Genomic DNA, 15,026 nt, shown 5'->3' on the forward strand with positions numbered 1-15,026 from the left:
ATGATCGGTTCCATGCGCATCCACCTCGGAACGGACCACGCCGGCCTCGAGTTCAACAAGACCCTTGCGGCCCACCTGACGGAAGCCGGGCACGAGGTCGTGGACCACGGTCCGACCGAGTACGACGCGCTCGACGACTACCCCTCGTTCTGCATCAACGCCGCGCACGCCGTGGTGCAGGACCAGCGCGCCGGCATCCAGGCGCTCGGCGTCGTCTTCGGCGGTTCGGGCAACGGCGAGCAGATCGCCGCGAACAAGGTCGAGGGGATCCGCGCGGCACTCGTCTGGAACGAGTCGACGGCCCTCCTCGCCCGGCAGCACAACGACGCGAACGTGATCTCGATCGGCGCGCGTCAGCACACCGAGGCCGAGGCGATCCGCTTCGTCGACCTGTTCATAGCCGAGCCGTTCTCGGGCGAGGAGCGCCACGCCCGTCGCATCGCACAGCTCGCCGAGTACGAGACCACCGGGCACATCGCGGGCCGGCAGATCGACGCGTAACACTGCGCGTCAGGGGGACCGGGTAGAACAGTAGTCATGCCCGAGGGTCACTCCGTCCACCGCATCGCCCGTCAGTTCGCCCTGCACTTCGTCGGCCGGGTGTGCGAGGTCTCGAGTCCGCAGGGCCGGTTCGCCGCCGGTGCCGCGCAGCTCGACGGCACGCGCATGATCGCGGCGCGGGCCGTCGGCAAGCAGATGTTCCTGGAGTTCGAGGGCGATCTGTTCCTCCGCGTCCACCTCGGTCTGTACGGCGCGTGGGACTTCGCGGGGGACATCTCCACCGATGCCACGATGCGCAGCGCGAACGGCCGGATGGGCCAGACGAACCAGCACGGCACCGTGTCGGATGACCCGAGCGGCGACGAGCAGGACGCCGACCCCGACGGTGATCACGTGCCGGACGCCGACGGCGAGGACTCGTTGACCTCCATCGGGGCGCCGCGCCGTGCCCGCTACCGGATGGCCGAGCAGGAGAAGCTCGAGGACCCGATCGAGGCGTTCCCGCCGGACCCGGTCGGCGCGGTGCGCGTGCGCCTGCTCACCGAGGACGCCGTCGCCGACCTGCGCGGCCCGACCGCCTGCGTCGTCGAGGACCCGGCCGGCGTGCAGAGGGCGCTCGACAAGCTCGGCCCCGACCCGATGAACGACGACGGCCCCGACGCCGAGCGGGTGTTCGTCGAGAACGTCCGGAAGCGGAACGTCGCGATCGGCCAGCTGCTCATGGACCAGTCCGTCGTCTCCGGCATCGGCAACGTGTACCGCGCCGAACTGCTGTTCCGGCAGCGCATCGACCCGTACAAGACCGGCAAGAAGATCACCGTCAAGCAGGCCAGAGCGCTCTGGGCGGACTGGTCGAAGCTGCTCCACGACGGCGTCCGCATCGGCCAGATGATGACCATGGACGACCTGTCGCCGGACGATTACAAGGCGGCCCTGGCGTCCCGCGCCGACCGGCACTGGGTCTACCACCGCGCGGGGGAGCCCTGCCGGGTCTGCGGCACCGAGATCCGGATGGCCGAGATGGCCGGCCGCAAGCTCTACTGGTGCCCGAAGGACCAGAAGTAGCTACCGCTCCAGGTAGGTGAACCGTCCGGCCACCGCGGTCCCGAGCACGCGCATGTCGCGCAGATCGGACGACGACGCGGCGAGCGGGTCGGACTCGACGAGCACCAGGTCGGCCACGTCGCCGACGGACACCGAGACCCGGCCGTCCGTCGAGCCCTGCCACGCGACGAGTGCCGAGAGCCGCTCGGCCGGATGCCAGGGGTCCCGCCCGTCGCGGTTCCGCCCGACGGCGGCCGCCATCGAGATCCACGGGTCGAGCGGCGCGACGGGGGCGTCGGACCCGAGCAGCACGCGGGCTCCGGCGCGGGCGAGCGACGCGAACGCGAAGGCTCGGTCGGTGTGTCCGGCCCAGTGCCGCTCGGCGATGTCGCGGTCGTCCATCGCGTGCTCGGGCTGCACCGACGCGGCGACCCCGAGCCGGGCGAACCGGTCCACGTCGGTGTCGACGAGGAGCTGCGCGTGCTCGATCGTGCCGCGCGCCCCGACGGTCTCGAACACGTCGAGCGCCAGGGTGTTCGCGCGGTCACCGATCGCGTGGATCGCGGGGACGAGCCCGGCGTCGACCGCCCGGCGCGTGATCGCGACGAGGTCCTCGAACGGCCAGGCGAGCACCCCCGAGCCGTCGGTCATCGCGGCGGTCCGCGTGCCGAGCGAGCCGTCGGTCACGACCTTGAACGGCCCCATCGTGAGCAGGCCACGGGTGCCGTCGACGACGTCTCCGGTGCGGAGGCCGCGCGCGATGGCGTCGTCGAGCTCGTCGGGGTAGACCCCGGACGACACCCGGATCGCGTCGCCACCGGCGCGGATCCGCCGGCGCCAGCGGTCGAGCCCGAAGCGCATCTCGAGGTCGATCACGCCCGTCACCCCGCGGGCCGCCGCGGCCTCGGCAGCGTCCGCCACGTAGGCGTCGAGCAGGTCGTCCGGCACCTGCGACAGCGCACCGGTCACGTCGAACGCGTCCTGCTCGCGCAGGACCCCGTCCTCGCACGCCTCGAGCGGGCGGCCGACAGCAGCGGAGAAGTGCGCGAGCGCGAGGGCGTTGCACCAGACCGCGTGCAGGTCCGCGCTGATCACGACGACTGGGAGGCCCGGTGCGGCACGGTCGAGCAGCTCGCGTCGCGCGGGGCGCGGCCACAGACCGTCGCGGTAGCCGTGCGCGACGAGGACGCGGTCCGTGACGCCGGCGCGCGCGACGTCGGCGAGCAGGTCGGCGGTCGCCTCGGCGGAGTCGCAGCCGGTGACGTCGACACGACGACGGACGAGCGCCCACTGGTCGAAGTGCGTGTGGTGGTCACGGAGTCCCGGACCGAGCCAGGCGCCGGCCGCGTCGACGACGTCGGTGTCGACGCTCGTGGGGTCGAGCGTGCCGGTGGGCGCGATCTCGGTGACCCGGTCGTCGATGACGCGGACGTCGGCAGGGGCCCCGGAGGTGCCCACCCTGCGGACGGTGCGGAGCAGGATCTCGCTCATCGAGCCTCCTGGTCGTCAGCGCGCGCTCGTTCCATCTCGTCGGCGAGCGCCGGCGACGCGTAGGGGCCGTCGCCCCGCAGCCCGGCGACGATGCGGTCGATCACCTCGGGGGCCTTGTTCTGCGAGAGCTTGGCGCGGGCGTCGAACCGGGTGACCCGGATGCGGATCCCGACGGTGCCCTTGGCCATCCGGCGCGCGGTCTCCTCGTCGACCTGCAACGAAACGGGTGAGGGCATGACGCGCTCGAAGTGGTCGACGAGTTCGCCGAGCACCCGGAAGTTCTCGTCGTCGGACAGGATCTCGGGGGTACCCCACACGTGGGCGGTGACGTGGTTCCAGGTGGGGACGAACTGCTCCGGCGGGTACCAGGCGGGGGAGACGTAGCCGTGCGGCCCCTGGAACACGACGAGGACCTCGTGCTGCCCGAGTTCGTGCGCGACCTCGTCGGGGCGGCCGACGTGGGACACCAGGATCAGGGCGTCCGGGTCGTCGTCGGGGCCGGGGGGCTCGAGCAGCACCGGGTAGTGCGAGGCGACCAGTCCGGCCGTGGTGTGCGACACGATCGTCGCCCACGGGTTCCCGGTGATGAGGCGCCGGACCTCTTCGACGTCGGTCATCAGGAAGTGCGGTGTGTGGCGCATGGTCCGAGCGTGGCACATGGAAGGCTCGGGCACATGTCGAAGCGTGACGCCTACGAGTCCGTCCTGCCGTACATCCGCGAGTGGGTGTCGTACAAAGTGTGGCAACTCCGGGTGCCCGGAGTGCAGGTGGCGATCGGCTTCGCGGGCGAGGAGCTCTTCTCGCAGGCGTGGGGGTACGCGGACGTCGAGGCCGGGCGACGCCTGACGACCTCGGACCTGTTCCGCATCGCGTCGCACTCGAAGACGTTCACCGCGACGGCGCTCCTGCAGCTCGCCGAGCGCGGGTCACTCCGGCTCGACGACACCGCGGGCACCTTCGTTCCCGCACTCGTCGACAGTGCTTCCCCGCTGGCCGACGTGACGATCCGCGAGCTCATGGAGATGGGGGCCGGGGTCATCCGCGACGGGCACGACGGCGACTACTGGTCGCAGCTCCGCGCCTTCCCGGACGAGGAGGAGCTCCTGGCCCTGGTGCTGGACCGCGGGCAGAAGACCCCGGCGGGATCGGCGTTCAACTACTCCAACCTCGGCTACTCGTTGCTCGGGCTCGTCATCGCGGCGGTGTCCGGGCAGTCGTACGACGAGTTCGTCCGGAAGAACATCACGGAGCCGCTCGGGTTGACGAACACGGGCCCCGACTGGGATCCGTCCCGCGCCGGGGACTTCGTCGTCGGGTACTCGGGCTTCCACACGGCCCGGACCCGGCACCGCCTCGAGCACGTCGACACCCGTGCGATGGCGGCGGCGACCGGCTTCCACGGCACGGCGTCCGATCTCGTCCGGTACTTCTCGCAGCACGTCGTCGGGCAGGGGACCCTGCTCACCGACCACTCGAAGCGTCTGGCGCAGCGCCCGGCCTGGCGGTCGGCGGAGACCTCGGCGCCGAAGGGCTACGGGCTGGGGTTCCTCACCGAGCAGATCGGTGGCCGCGAGGTCCGCGGGCACTCGGGTGGCTTCCCCGGGCACATCACGCAGTCGCTGTTCGACCCGGCGTCCGGCATGGTCGTGTCCGTCCTGACGAGCGCGGCCTCGGGACCGGCGACGCTCCTCGCCACCGGCATCGTGCAGCTCCTCGACGCCGCGGCGGACGAGCGCGCCGAGGGGACCCCGATCCCGGCGGGAGTCGACGCGCGCTCGTTCACGGGGCGTTTCGCGAACCCGTGGGGTGTGACGGACGTCGCCGTCGTCGGGGATCGTCTGCTCGAGATCGACCCATCGGCGCCGGCCCCGCTGGAGTCACCCACGCGCCTCGAGGTCGTCGACGCCGACACGCTGCGGATGACCCACGGCAACCGTTTCGCCTCGGTCGACGAGGACGTCACCTACGACCGTGCCACCGACGGCACGGTCCGCTCGATCCGCGGTGGCGGCGGGATGACCTCGGAACCGTGGTCGATCCCGGACGAGGCACCGGAGGTCGCCGCCGGCCTCGCCTGAGACGAGTCGGTGGTCGGCGGGTCGCTCTCGGCACCTCGGCGGAGGCCCACGACACGCCCGTCCGGGGTGCGACGCTCGTCCAGACCGCGCGGCCGACTTGACTGTCGTTCGAACACACGTTCGAATACCACCGTGGGACGGCGTCGCGAGAACCGGTGGCAGCCCCCGGAACACCCGGAGGTCGAGCGTCCGCGCGCCTACTCGCTGTCCGAGGACGCCCGCGGCGCCGACGTCTGCCACGCCGTCACCCCGAAGCCGGTGTGGGCGTGGATCCAGTTCCCGACCTTCCACGTGCGGGTGAAGGCCTTCGCGAAGAGCTGGACCCGCGACGCCGTGCTGGTGGAGTGGGCGCAGTTCGGGCAGCAGGCCGAGGCGTGGGTGTGGCGCTCCGCCGTGAAGCACCGGACCCTGCGCGTCGACCAGGCTGACCGCGCGAACCGGAGTCCGCAGAACGCACTGCGTTGACTTCCCGGAGCACCCCGAGGATGGTTCAGGGAACACCGGTTCGGCAAGTAACTCACCGATCGAGACATTCGGTCCGAGTGCCGCTCCGGACGAGGAGGCACCATGAAGAACGCAGCGGTGCCGTCCTGGGTCGCCCACGTGCTCACCCCGCCCGAGGTCATCAGCGCCTACGTCGAGCGTCGGGTCAACGATCCGGCCCTCCTGTCGGGACAGCAGTCGGAGCCCACGTACGCGGACTTCCTGCGCGACGAGTAGACGGTCTTCTCAGGAGGCCCGGATCACGCACCGCGATCGGCGGACGTTGTCCGGGCCTCCTCTTCGTTCATCCCACCCTGTTCACGTGACGGGTCCGCCGCGTCGTCGGCGTGCCGAAAGCGTCACGCCGACGCTCGCGGCGGTGACGCAGGCCAGGGCGACGGTCTCGAGCACCGACAGCCCCTCGGCAAGCACCACGAGCCCGGCGAGGGCCGCGATCGCCGGGCCGAGGCTCTGCAGCACCCCGAAGACCCGCGTCGGCATCCGGCGCAGGGCGAGCATCTCGAGGGCGTAGGGGAGCACGCTCGACAGCACCGCGACGGCGCCGAAGACGATCAGGAGTGTCGGCTCCCGGACCACGCCGTCGATCGCGGACCGGAGTCCGAACGGCAGCGACACGAGCATCGCGACCACCATGGACACGACGAGCCCGTCGACCCCGGGGATCGCGGCGCCGACGTGCCGGTTCATCACGATGTAGCCCGCCCAGCAGACGGCGGCGAGGACCGCCCAGACGACCCCGCCCACCTCGGTGACGGCGGTCGGGCCGATGCCGAGCAGCACGACCCCGGCGAGCGCCAGCACGGCCCACAGGGCATCACGCCATCGCCGGGTGTGCACGAGCGACAGGGCGAGCGGCCCGAGGAACTCGATCGTCACGGCGACGCCGATCGGGATGCTCGCGAACGACAGGTAGATGAAGACGTTCATGCCGCCGAGCGCGAGCCCCAGGCCGACCGCGCCGAGCCACTGCGCCCGCGTCCAGTGCCCGACCCGGGGGCGGATCACCAGGGCGAGCACGACGGCGCCGATGACGAGCCGGAGCGTGGCGGCCCCGACGGCGCCGACGTCGTCGAAGTGGGTCTTCGCGATCGCGGCGCCGAGCTGGACGGACACCATCGCCGTGAGGGCCAGCAGGGGTGCGGGGACGCGGCTCATCCTCGGGCTCGGTTCATCTCCGGGCTCGGCTCATCTCCGGGCTCGGTTCATCCGAGGTAGGCGAGGACGGCGAGGACGCGGCGGTGGTCCTCCCCGGTGTCCTCGAGTGCGAGCTTGCCGAAGATGCTCGACACGTGCTTCTCGACGGCGCCGGTGCCGATCACCAGGGCGCGGGCGATCGCGGCGTTCGTTCGGCCCTCGGCCATCAGACCGAGCACGTCACGCTCGCGCGGTGTGAGGGCGGCGAGGGGGTCACGACGCCGGCTCATCAGCTGCGTGACGACCTCGGGGTCGAGCACGGTGCCCCCGGCGGCGATCCGGCGGACGGCGTCGTCGATCTCCTCGAGCCGGGTGACGCGGTCCTTGAGCAGGTACCCGATGCCGGTCGCGCCGGCGGCCAGGACGTCCTCGGCGTACGTGGCCTCGACGTACTGGGACAGCAGGAGCACACCGGTGCGCGGAGCGATCCTGCGGGTCTCGACGGCGGCGCGGACGCCCTCGTCGGTGAAGGTCGGCGGCATCCGGACGTCCATCACGACGACGTCGGGCGCACCGTCGGGCAGGGTCGCCAGGAACGCGCGGGCGTCGGAGTACTGCCCGATGACCTCGATGCCGGCCTCGTCGAGCACGCGGGCCAGCCCTTCGCGCAGCAGGACGGCGTCGTCGACGACGACGGCCCGGATGCGCGCTGCATCCGGGCCGTCTGTCATGCCGACCAGCCTAGTGGGAGCGCGGGGGCTCCCGTGGGGTCACGACCGCTGGTTCGCCGTCGTGGGCACGCCGTTCAGGGCGCCGAGGGGGATCCGTGCCGTGGCCTCGGTCGGGCCGCCCTCGGGGCTCGAGACGACGAGGTCGCCGTCGAGTGCCCGCATCCGGCCGATCAGGCCCGCGATGCCGTGGCCCTGCTGCGGTCGTGCGCCACCCCGGCCGTCGTCGGTGACGCTGACCGTCAGGTACCAGAGGCCGGACGCGTCGACCACGAGGCCGAGGTACACCCCGGCGGTGGTGGCACCGGCGTGCTTCATCGTGTTCGTCAGGAGCTCGCTCACGGTGAAGTACACGTTGCGCTGGATCTCGGTGGCGAGCTCGAGCCCCTCGGGCAGGCGGACGTCGAGTCCGACCGGGATCGGGGTGCGGGCGACGAGGGCCTCGAGCGCAGCGACGAGCCCGCGGTCGAGCAGGATCGGCGGGGCGAACCCGCGGGACAGCGCACGCAGTTCGTCCAGGGCGTCCTGGGCGTGCTCGGACGCCTCGCCGATGAGTTGCTTCGCCTTCTGCGGGTCCTTGTCGAACGCACGCTCGGCGGCGGACAGGTCCATCCGGAGTCGCACCAGGCGCTGCTGCGGGCCGTCGTGCAGGTCGCGCTCGATCTGGCGGAGTGCCTGTCCCTCGGCGGTGACGGCACCGGCGCGGGAGGCCTGTAAGCCGGCGACGCGCTGCTCGAGTTGCTCGGCACGGAAGCCGCCGAGCAGGCCGAAGTCGACCCAGTAGTGCGCGAGGACGGACCCGCGGGCCCAGAGCGGGAAGAGCACGACCGAGGCGGCCATCGACAGCAGCCCGAGGGCGCCGAACCCGACGACGGCCGCCGTGTCCCAGCCGGAGAACTGCGCGCTCAGCCCGTTGGCGAACGCCACCACGGCGAGCCCGACGGGCCAGAGGAAGCCGACGAACAGCAGGGCTCCGGCGCCCACGGTGAAGACCGCGACGAGCGGGTACACGACCGCGGCGTGCAGCAGGTAGAGCCAGTAGTGCGGGTTGGCGACGGCCGACCCGGTGCGGGTCCACCAGTTCTGCTGCCACCTGGGCGTCCAGTCCACCGGGCGGATCGGACGTCGGTCGGCCCAGCTCATGCGGAGCTTCTCGAACTGCCCGAGCCACCGCGCCACGAACAGCGCGATGAAGAACATGAGCAGGACGAACGGGTTGAACAGGTCGCGGAAGCCGCCGCCGAAGATCGCCGTCGGGAACGCGAAGTACAGGGTGCACAGCAGCACGGCGGTGAGCGCCATGTACCCGAAGTCCCGGGGCAGACGCTTCCACGCGTCGCGGTAGAACTGCCCGGCGGTCATGCCCGATCCCCGACCGGGACCACCGTCGACCGGTGCCGACCCGACGGGCGGGGTGGCGCTCCACGACGCGGGCGGGGGCTGCTGACCGCGCTGGTCGTCCTGGTCGTGCTGCTGGGGCTGACGCGGGTACTGGGGCATCGGTTTCGTGGCTCCAGGGGGCGCGGAATCGCCCAGCGGGACGGTCTGGGCCTGGTCGGGCGAGGGCGTGACGTCGTCCAGCGGGACGGTTCGCGCCTGGTCGAGGCGGTCGGTGTCGGTCATGACTCCAGCCTCGCGATCGCGGGGCCGTTCCCCCATCCTGCCCTCTCCCCACCCCGGGTGGGGTTATCCCCCCTCTTCCACGGTTCGCCGGGCTCGTGGCCGGGAGCGGCACGGCACCGGATCGCCGTACGGTGCGAGGTTGCAGACCTGGTGCAGGGCAGGAGCCGCTGCACGGTGTCCGGAACCTCGCACCGTTGCGCTGCGTTGGTGGGAGAGTCCGGGTCAGGCGGGGGCGCGGCCGGTGGACTCACGGACGCTCAGGGTCAGCGAGGGACCCGGGCGTGAGGGGAGCGGGGCGCTGGCGTCGATCTGCGCGCGCAGCAGGGTCGCCGCACGCTGCCCGAGCTCGACGGTGTCGCGCGTGAGCGAGGTGATCGCCGGCCGGACGAGCCGGATCATCGCCGAGTCGTCGAACGACACGATCGAGACGTCCCCGGGGACCGAGACCCCCATCTCGCTCGCCACCCCGAGCCCGGCGACGGCCAGCACGTCGTTGTCGTAGACGATCGCCGTCGGCCGCACGCTGCGGGACAGCAGGGCGCGGGTCGCGCTCGCACCGGCCTCGGCCGAGTAGTCCGTGGGCACCGACACCGCGTCCTCCAGGCCCTCGTCGGCGGCGAACGCCCGCACCCGGTCCGTGCGCATGGCGGTGTGCTCGAACTCCGGCCGCCCGGCGACGTGTGCGATCCGCCGGTGCCCGAGGGCGTGCAGGTAGCGCAGGACGGTGTCGGTGGCGTCCGAGTCGTCGATCCAGACCGTCGGCGCCGCACCCTCGGGTGCCGGGTGGGAACCGACGACGACGGTCGGCATGCCGAGGTCGGCGAGCATCGCGAGCCGGTCGTCAGCACGGCGCGGATCGATCACGATCACGCCGTCGACCCGGTGTCCGCGCCACCAGTCACGGTAGGTCTCGAGTTCCTCGGCAGCGTCACGGGCGACGAGCAGGTTCATGCCGACGTGCGTGCCGGCGAGTCCGAGCTGGATGCCCGAGATCAGGTCACCGAAGAACGACTCGGTACCGAGCGTGCGGGCCGGACGATTCAGCACGAACCCGATCGACCCGGCCTTCGCACCACCGAGGGCGCGCGCCGCGGTGTGCGGCTGCCAGTCCAGTTCGTGGGCGATCTCGCGCACCCGTCGACGGGTCTCGTCGGAGACGCCGGGGCGGTCGTTGAGGGCGAACGACACGGCGCTGATGGACACGCCGGCCCGCGCGGCGATGTCGGCGATCGTCGTTCGACGCTTGATGGACACGGGGTTGACTATAGCGCTTTAGTCCTCCACAGTGGCTCCCACACAGGGGTTCGGTGACAGGAACTGAACCGGTTCAGCAGGATGACGAGGGAGTCAGACGCCATGAGGACCACCACACGCGTGACGAGGGGCCGTGCCACTGCGCTGCTCGCGACGGCCGCCGCCACGGCGCTCGTCCTGACCGGCTGCTCGAGCGGCGGGAACGCCTCGGACACCGGCGACGGGAAGATCAGCGGCACCATCACGCTGCAGACCTGGGCGCTCACGCCGACGTACACGGACTACCTGGACGGGGTCATCGAGGACTTCGAGCAGGCCCACCCGGACGCGAAGGTCAAGCTGCAGGACCAGCCCGGCGACGGGTACGCCGACAAGGTGCTCAGCCAGGCGTCCTCGAACAGCCTGCCCGACGTGATCAACCTGCCGCCCGACATCGCCCTGCCGCTCGCGAAGCGCGGGTTCCTGCAGGACATCGCGAAGGACGACTCGACGCTCGACAGCACGTACGTCGCCGGCGCCCTGGACTCCTACGAGTACAAGGGTGTGGACGGCACGTTCGGGTACCCCTGGTACCTCAACACGGACGTCAACTACTGGAACTCGACGATGTTCGACAAGTGCGGCCTCGACGCGAAGAACCCGCCGAAGACCACCGACGAGCTCTTCACGCAGGCGAAGACCATGCACGAGAACTGCCCGACCGACTACCTGATGAGCCGGAAGCCCGGCCTCGGCGACTTCACGCTCGCCGGCGTCAAGGTGCTGAACGCCGACGGCACGAAGTTCACCTTCGCCGACTCGTCGAAGGCCGCCGACCTGATCGAGCGCTACGAGGACGCGTACCAGGACGGCTACATGCCCTCGAACGTGCTGAACAGCGACTACCTCGGCAACTCCACCCTGTTCACACAGGCCAAGGTCGCCTGGACCACGGGCGGTGCGACCTCACTCGCGGACTTCGAGAAGAACAACCCGTCGCTCAAGGGCAAGGTCACCGTCAGCCCGGCGCTCGACACCCCGCCGCTCTACGTGCAGGGCCTGTCGGTGTCGAGCAAGTCGAAGCACCTCGCCACGGCCGAGGCCTTCGCGAAGTTCATGACGAACGCGAAGAACCAGGAGGCGTTCGCCCACAAGGTGAACATCTTCCCGTCGACCACGTCGTCGCAGTCCGATCCGTACTTCTCGAAGGACGACGGCACGGTGAACGGCGAGGCCCGGGTCCTGGCGAACGAGGCCCTGAAGACGGCGAAGGTCATCAACCCGGTCGAGGCCAACTCCGCGATGACGGACTTCCTCGACCAGCAGATCGCCCTCGCGATGAAGGGCCAGGTGTCACCCGAGAAGGCGTTGCAGACCGCCCAGACCAAGATGAACAGCCTGCTGGCCAACGGCTAGTACGGAACGGGAGGATCGTCATGCGTGCGAACCGCTGGTACACGCCCTGGTTGCTCGTCCTGCCGGCACTGATCTGGCTCGTCGCGTTCAGCCTGTGGCCCTCGATCAACACCGTCCGGCTGTCGTTCACGAACGCCAGTCCGCTCGGCGGCGTCAGTCAGTGGGTGGGGGTCAAGAACTTCGAGACCCTGCTCGCCGACCCGCAGGTGTGGGAGGCGCTGCTCAACAGCGTCATCTACATGGCGATCTGCCTGCCGCTGCTGACGGTCCTCCCGCTCCTCATCGCGGTGCTCGTGCAGCAGAAGCTGCCCGGGATCGCATTCTTCCGCACGGCGTTCTACACGCCGGTCATCGCGTCCGCGGTGGTCGTCGGGCTCATCTGGACCTGGATCCTCGACGACCGCGGCGTCATCAACGAGATGGCGCAGGCGCTCGGCGTCGTGCAGGGCAGTGTGCCGTTCCTGACCGACCGGTGGCTGCTGCTCCTCAGCGCCATCAGCCTGACGGTGTGGAAGGGGCTCGGCTACTACATGATCATCTTCCTCGCCGCACTCGGGAACGTCGGCAAGGACCTGCACGAGGCCGCCGCCCTCGACGGCGCCGGTGCGGTCCGACGGTTCTGGTCGGTGACGATGCCCGGGGTCCGCGGCACGATGACGCTCGTCGGGATCCTGGTGTGCGTCTCCGCGCTCCGGGTGTTCAGCGAGCTCTACATCCTCACCAACGGCACGGGCGGGCCCGGCGGGCAGGACAACTCGCTCGTCATGCTCATCCAGCAGTACGCCCGCGGCTTCACCGGCAACCTCGGCTACGCGTCGGCCCTGAGCCTCCTGCTCTTCGTCGTGACCCTGATCCCGATGCTCGCCCTCGCCCGGATGAACAGCAAGGCGGACAAGTGACGAACACGACCAGCACGACCGAACCCGTCATCGGTGGCGCGCAGGGCGCAGCCAGCCCGACGCCGGACGTGACCGGCGCGACGGACGCTGGAGGGGCCTCCAGGCACAACCCGCGCAAGCGGCGACGCGCGACCTGGGGCGTCATGTCCACCCGCGAGAAGGTCATCCGCTACGTCCTGCTCATCGTGGTGCTCTTCATCACGGTCGGCCCGTTCCTGTGGCAGCTCTCCACCTCGCTCAAGGGCGCCGGCGAGGACATCTACACGGCGAACCCGTCGTTCATCCCGTCCGAGCCGACCTTCGACAACTACCTCAAGGTCGCGGCGGCGATCCCGGTCTGGCGGTACATCGGCAACTCGCTGCTCGTCGCCGCGATCGACGTGCTCGGCAACATCGTCTTCGCGACCCTCGCGGGCTTCGCCCTGGCCCGCCTGCAGTGGCGGCACCGGAAGCTCGTGCTCGGGCTCTTCCTCGGCACCCTCGTGCTGCCGGGCGAGGCGACGATCATCTCGCAGTTCGTCACCGTGAAGGACCTCGGCCTCGCCGACAACCTGGTCGGTGTCGCCCTGCCCGGCATGATCGCCGCGCTCAACGTGCTGCTCATGTTCAACGCCTTCCGGCAGATCCCCGAGGAGATCGACCAGGCCGCGGTGATGGACGGCGCGAACGCGCTGCAACGCCTGCGGTGGATCTCGCTGCCCGCCGTGCAGGGCACCATCGCCGTGATCGCGATCTTCTCGTTCATCGGTGCCTGGGACGACTTCCTGTGGCCACTCATCGTGCTGCAGTCGCCGGAGAACCTCACCCTGACCGTCGGGTTGCAGTACCTGCAGGGCACGTTCGCCACCGACCAGCGCATGATCGCGGCCGGCACCATGATCGCGTTCATCCCGATCGCCGTGATCTTCGCCGTCCTGCAGCGCTTCTTCTTCAAGGGCGTCGAAGAGGGCGGTGTGAAGGGCTGATGCGGTTCGGGGTCAACTACACGCCCTCGGTCGGCTGGTTCCACTCGTGGCTCGACTTCTCGGCCTCGGACACGGCGCGCGACCTCGAGGCCATCGCCTCGCTCGGAGCGGACCACGTCCGGATCTTCCCGCTGTGGCCGGTCGTCCAGCCGAACCGGACGCTCATCCGCCCCTCGGCGCTGCAGGACGTCGCGACCGTCGTCGACCTCGCCGGGTCGTTCGGGCTCGACGTCAACGTCGACGCCCTGCAGGGACACCTGTCGAGCTTCGACTTCGTGCCGTCGTGGCTGGACAGCTGGCACCGGCGGAACATGTTCACCGACCCGGACGTGGTCGCGTCGACCGCCGCGTACGTCCGGGCGCTCGCCGCGGCGGTCGCGGACAAGCCGAACCTGCTCGGCATCACCATCGGCAACGAGGTCAACCAGTTCGCGCACGCCCCGCACCCCGCCCCACACGACATCACGGCGGAGCAGGGGCACGTGTGGGCGGCCGCGATGGTCGCGGCGGCGCGGGACGGGCTGTCGGCCGGGTCGGCTGCGTCGGCCGCGTCGTCCGCGTCGGTCGGCCTGGAGGCGCGGCTCGACCCCGCCCCGTCGGTCGCGTCCGGCACCGGGTCGCGCCCCGGGCCGCTGGTCACCGTCGCGCAGTACGACGCGGCCTGGTACGACGACGCCCAGCCCTTCGGCCCGGAGCACGCGGCGGACCACGGTGACGCCACGGTCACGCACTCGTGGGTGTTCAACGGATCGGCGGCCCTGCACGGCGCACTCGGGGCGGGGTCGGTGCGGCACGGGGAGTACCTGCTCCAGCTCGCCGCCGCCTGGAACCGCGACCCCGCCCGGCCGAACTGGCTGCAAGAGGTGGGTGCCCCCACCAACGTCGTCGACCCCGTCGATGCCGCCGCGTTCACCGAGCAGACCATCCGGCACGTGCTCAGCGCCCAGCAGGTGCTCGGGGTGACGTGGTGGTGCTCGCACGACGTCGCCCGGTCGCTCGCCGACTTCCCGGAGCTCGAGTACGACCTCGGGCTGTTCACGAACGACGGCCGGCTGAAGCCCGCGGGACAAGCGTTCTCCGCCGTCGCCCGTGCCGAGTCCGTCCGCGATCCGTCGCCGTCCGCTGCGCCGCCCGCGACCGCGCTCGTCCTCGACGACGTGCTGCCCGACGGCGCCGTCCGCCACGGCACCCGCGCCGACTGTGCCCCCGGCGGCCGGTTCGCCGCCGCGTGGCTGGCGCTCGCCGAAGCCGAGCCCGACGGTCGCGGCCCGCAGGTCGTCCTGCGCTCCCGGCTGTCCGACACGGCGCTGCTGGCCGCCCGCGGCATCGAGCACTGCGTCGACGTGCCGTCCGACCTCGACACCACCACCGTCCGCGTCGCCCACCCGGCGACCACGCCCTGACCCCGGA

Annotated in this window: 15 protein-coding genes; 9 read left to right on the forward strand and 6 right to left on the reverse strand. The window is 71.0% G+C overall.

The window, feature by feature from the left end:
• Positions 1–12 precede the first annotated feature (12 nt).
• Positions 13–501: a ribose-5-phosphate isomerase gene (locus ITJ56_RS09240; protein WP_194629995.1), complete on the forward strand. Its 489-nt coding sequence runs from the start codon at positions 13–15 to the stop codon at positions 499–501.
• Between the two features lie 36 nt (positions 502–537).
• Entirely contained in the window at positions 538–1,566 is a 1,029-nt protein-coding gene (locus ITJ56_RS09245) for an Fpg/Nei family DNA glycosylase (protein ID WP_194629997.1), read from the forward strand.
• On the opposite strand, the gene ITJ56_RS09250 is transcribed toward ITJ56_RS09245, so the two are convergent.
• The gene (locus ITJ56_RS09250) at positions 1,567–3,036 is read right to left on the reverse strand and encodes an amidohydrolase (RefSeq protein ID WP_194629999.1); all 1,470 of its coding nucleotides are present in this window, start codon (positions 3,034–3,036) and stop codon (positions 1,567–1,569) included.
• Positions 3,033–3,677 (reverse strand): FMN-binding negative transcriptional regulator, encoded by a 645-nt coding sequence (locus ITJ56_RS09255; protein ID WP_194630001.1) that lies wholly within the window; start codon positions 3,675–3,677, stop codon positions 3,033–3,035. Before ITJ56_RS09255 ends, ITJ56_RS09250 begins: the two co-directional genes overlap by 4 nt.
• Before the next feature lie 33 nt (positions 3,678–3,710).
• On the opposite strand from ITJ56_RS09255, the gene ITJ56_RS09260 reads away from it, so the two are divergent.
• The 3 genes from ITJ56_RS09260 (at position 3,711) to ITJ56_RS09270 (ending at position 5,834) form a co-directional block, all read left to right on the forward strand.
• On the forward strand, positions 3,711–5,114 hold the full coding sequence (locus tag ITJ56_RS09260) for a serine hydrolase domain-containing protein (RefSeq protein ID WP_194630003.1): 1,404 nt from the start codon (positions 3,711–3,713) through the stop codon (positions 5,112–5,114).
• 132 nt (positions 5,115–5,246) lie between these two features.
• The gene (locus ITJ56_RS09265) at positions 5,247–5,579 is read left to right on the forward strand and encodes a hypothetical protein (protein WP_194630004.1); all 333 of its coding nucleotides are present in this window, start codon (positions 5,247–5,249) and stop codon (positions 5,577–5,579) included.
• Positions 5,580–5,681: 102 nt separating this feature from the next.
• Positions 5,682–5,834: a hypothetical protein gene (locus ITJ56_RS09270; RefSeq protein WP_194630006.1), complete on the forward strand. Its 153-nt coding sequence runs from the start codon at positions 5,682–5,684 to the stop codon at positions 5,832–5,834.
• Positions 5,835–5,915: 81 nt separating this feature from the next.
• Here ITJ56_RS09270 and ITJ56_RS09275 read toward each other — a convergent pair whose 3' ends face one another.
• The 4 genes from ITJ56_RS09275 to ITJ56_RS09290 all read right to left on the reverse strand — a co-directional run bounded on the left by ITJ56_RS09275 (position 5,916) and on the right by ITJ56_RS09290 (position 10,357).
• A complete protein-coding gene (locus ITJ56_RS09275) occupies positions 5,916–6,773 on the reverse strand; it encodes an EamA family transporter (protein WP_194630008.1) in 858 nt (285 codons plus the stop codon).
• A gap of 47 nt (positions 6,774–6,820) precedes the next feature.
• Positions 6,821–7,483, reverse strand: coding sequence for a response regulator (locus ITJ56_RS09280; RefSeq protein WP_194630010.1), 663 nt, complete (start codon positions 7,481–7,483; stop codon positions 6,821–6,823).
• A gap of 39 nt (positions 7,484–7,522) precedes the next feature.
• A complete protein-coding gene (locus ITJ56_RS09285; RefSeq protein WP_194630012.1) occupies positions 7,523–9,103 on the reverse strand; it encodes a sensor histidine kinase in 1,581 nt (526 codons plus the stop codon).
• Between the two features lie 222 nt (positions 9,104–9,325).
• A complete protein-coding gene (locus ITJ56_RS09290) occupies positions 9,326–10,357 on the reverse strand; it encodes a LacI family DNA-binding transcriptional regulator (protein WP_194630014.1) in 1,032 nt (343 codons plus the stop codon).
• A 102-nt stretch (positions 10,358–10,459) separates the two neighbouring features.
• On the opposite strand from ITJ56_RS09290, the gene ITJ56_RS09295 reads away from it, so the two are divergent.
• Genes ITJ56_RS09295 through ITJ56_RS09310 form a run of 4 tightly spaced genes read left to right on the forward strand, consistent with a single transcriptional unit; the run spans position 10,460 to position 15,019 of the window.
• Complete coding sequence (locus ITJ56_RS09295) at positions 10,460–11,752, forward strand: ABC transporter substrate-binding protein (protein WP_194630016.1); 1,293 nt, start codon at positions 10,460–10,462, stop codon at positions 11,750–11,752.
• 20 nt (positions 11,753–11,772) lie between these two features.
• The gene (locus ITJ56_RS09300) at positions 11,773–12,651 is read left to right on the forward strand and encodes a carbohydrate ABC transporter permease (protein WP_194630017.1); all 879 of its coding nucleotides are present in this window, start codon (positions 11,773–11,775) and stop codon (positions 12,649–12,651) included.
• Positions 12,648–13,616 (forward strand): carbohydrate ABC transporter permease, encoded by a 969-nt coding sequence (locus ITJ56_RS09305; RefSeq protein WP_323749770.1) that lies wholly within the window; start codon positions 12,648–12,650, stop codon positions 13,614–13,616. Before ITJ56_RS09300 ends, ITJ56_RS09305 begins: the two co-directional genes overlap by 4 nt.
• A complete protein-coding gene (locus ITJ56_RS09310; protein ID WP_194630019.1) occupies positions 13,616–15,019 on the forward strand; it encodes a glycoside hydrolase 5 family protein in 1,404 nt (467 codons plus the stop codon). The genes ITJ56_RS09305 and ITJ56_RS09310 overlap by 1 nt, the downstream gene beginning before the upstream one ends.
• Positions 15,020–15,026 lie beyond the last annotated feature (7 nt).

The organism is Curtobacterium sp. VKM Ac-1376 (assembly GCF_015351025.1).
In the GTDB taxonomy this organism is placed as follows: domain Bacteria; phylum Actinomycetota; class Actinomycetes; order Actinomycetales; family Microbacteriaceae; genus Curtobacterium.

Coding starts and splice junctions, on each gene's coding strand:
- ITJ56_RS09240 (WP_194629995.1), top strand. CDS start 13: ATGCGCATCCACCTCGGAACGGACCACGCCGGCCTCGAGTTCAACAAG.
- ITJ56_RS09245 (WP_194629997.1), top strand. CDS start 538: ATGCCCGAGGGTCACTCCGTCCACCGCATCGCCCGTCAGTTCGCCCTG.
- ITJ56_RS09250 (WP_194629999.1), bottom strand. CDS start 3,036: ATGAGCGAGATCCTGCTCCGCACCGTCCGCAGGGTGGGCACCTCCGGG.
- ITJ56_RS09255 (WP_194630001.1), bottom strand. CDS start 3,677: ATGCGCCACACACCGCACTTCCTGATGACCGACGTCGAAGAGGTCCGG.
- ITJ56_RS09260 (WP_194630003.1), top strand. CDS start 3,711: ATGTCGAAGCGTGACGCCTACGAGTCCGTCCTGCCGTACATCCGCGAG.
- ITJ56_RS09270 (WP_194630006.1), top strand. CDS start 5,682: ATGAAGAACGCAGCGGTGCCGTCCTGGGTCGCCCACGTGCTCACCCCG.
- ITJ56_RS09275 (WP_194630008.1), bottom strand. CDS start 6,773: ATGAGCCGCGTCCCCGCACCCCTGCTGGCCCTCACGGCGATGGTGTCC.
- ITJ56_RS09280 (WP_194630010.1), bottom strand. CDS start 7,483: ATGACAGACGGCCCGGATGCAGCGCGCATCCGGGCCGTCGTCGTCGAC.
- ITJ56_RS09285 (WP_194630012.1), bottom strand. CDS start 9,103: ATGACCGACACCGACCGCCTCGACCAGGCGCGAACCGTCCCGCTGGAC.
- ITJ56_RS09295 (WP_194630016.1), top strand. CDS start 10,460: ATGAGGACCACCACACGCGTGACGAGGGGCCGTGCCACTGCGCTGCTC.
- ITJ56_RS09300 (WP_194630017.1), top strand. CDS start 11,773: ATGCGTGCGAACCGCTGGTACACGCCCTGGTTGCTCGTCCTGCCGGCA.
- ITJ56_RS09310 (WP_194630019.1), top strand. CDS start 13,616: ATGCGGTTCGGGGTCAACTACACGCCCTCGGTCGGCTGGTTCCACTCG.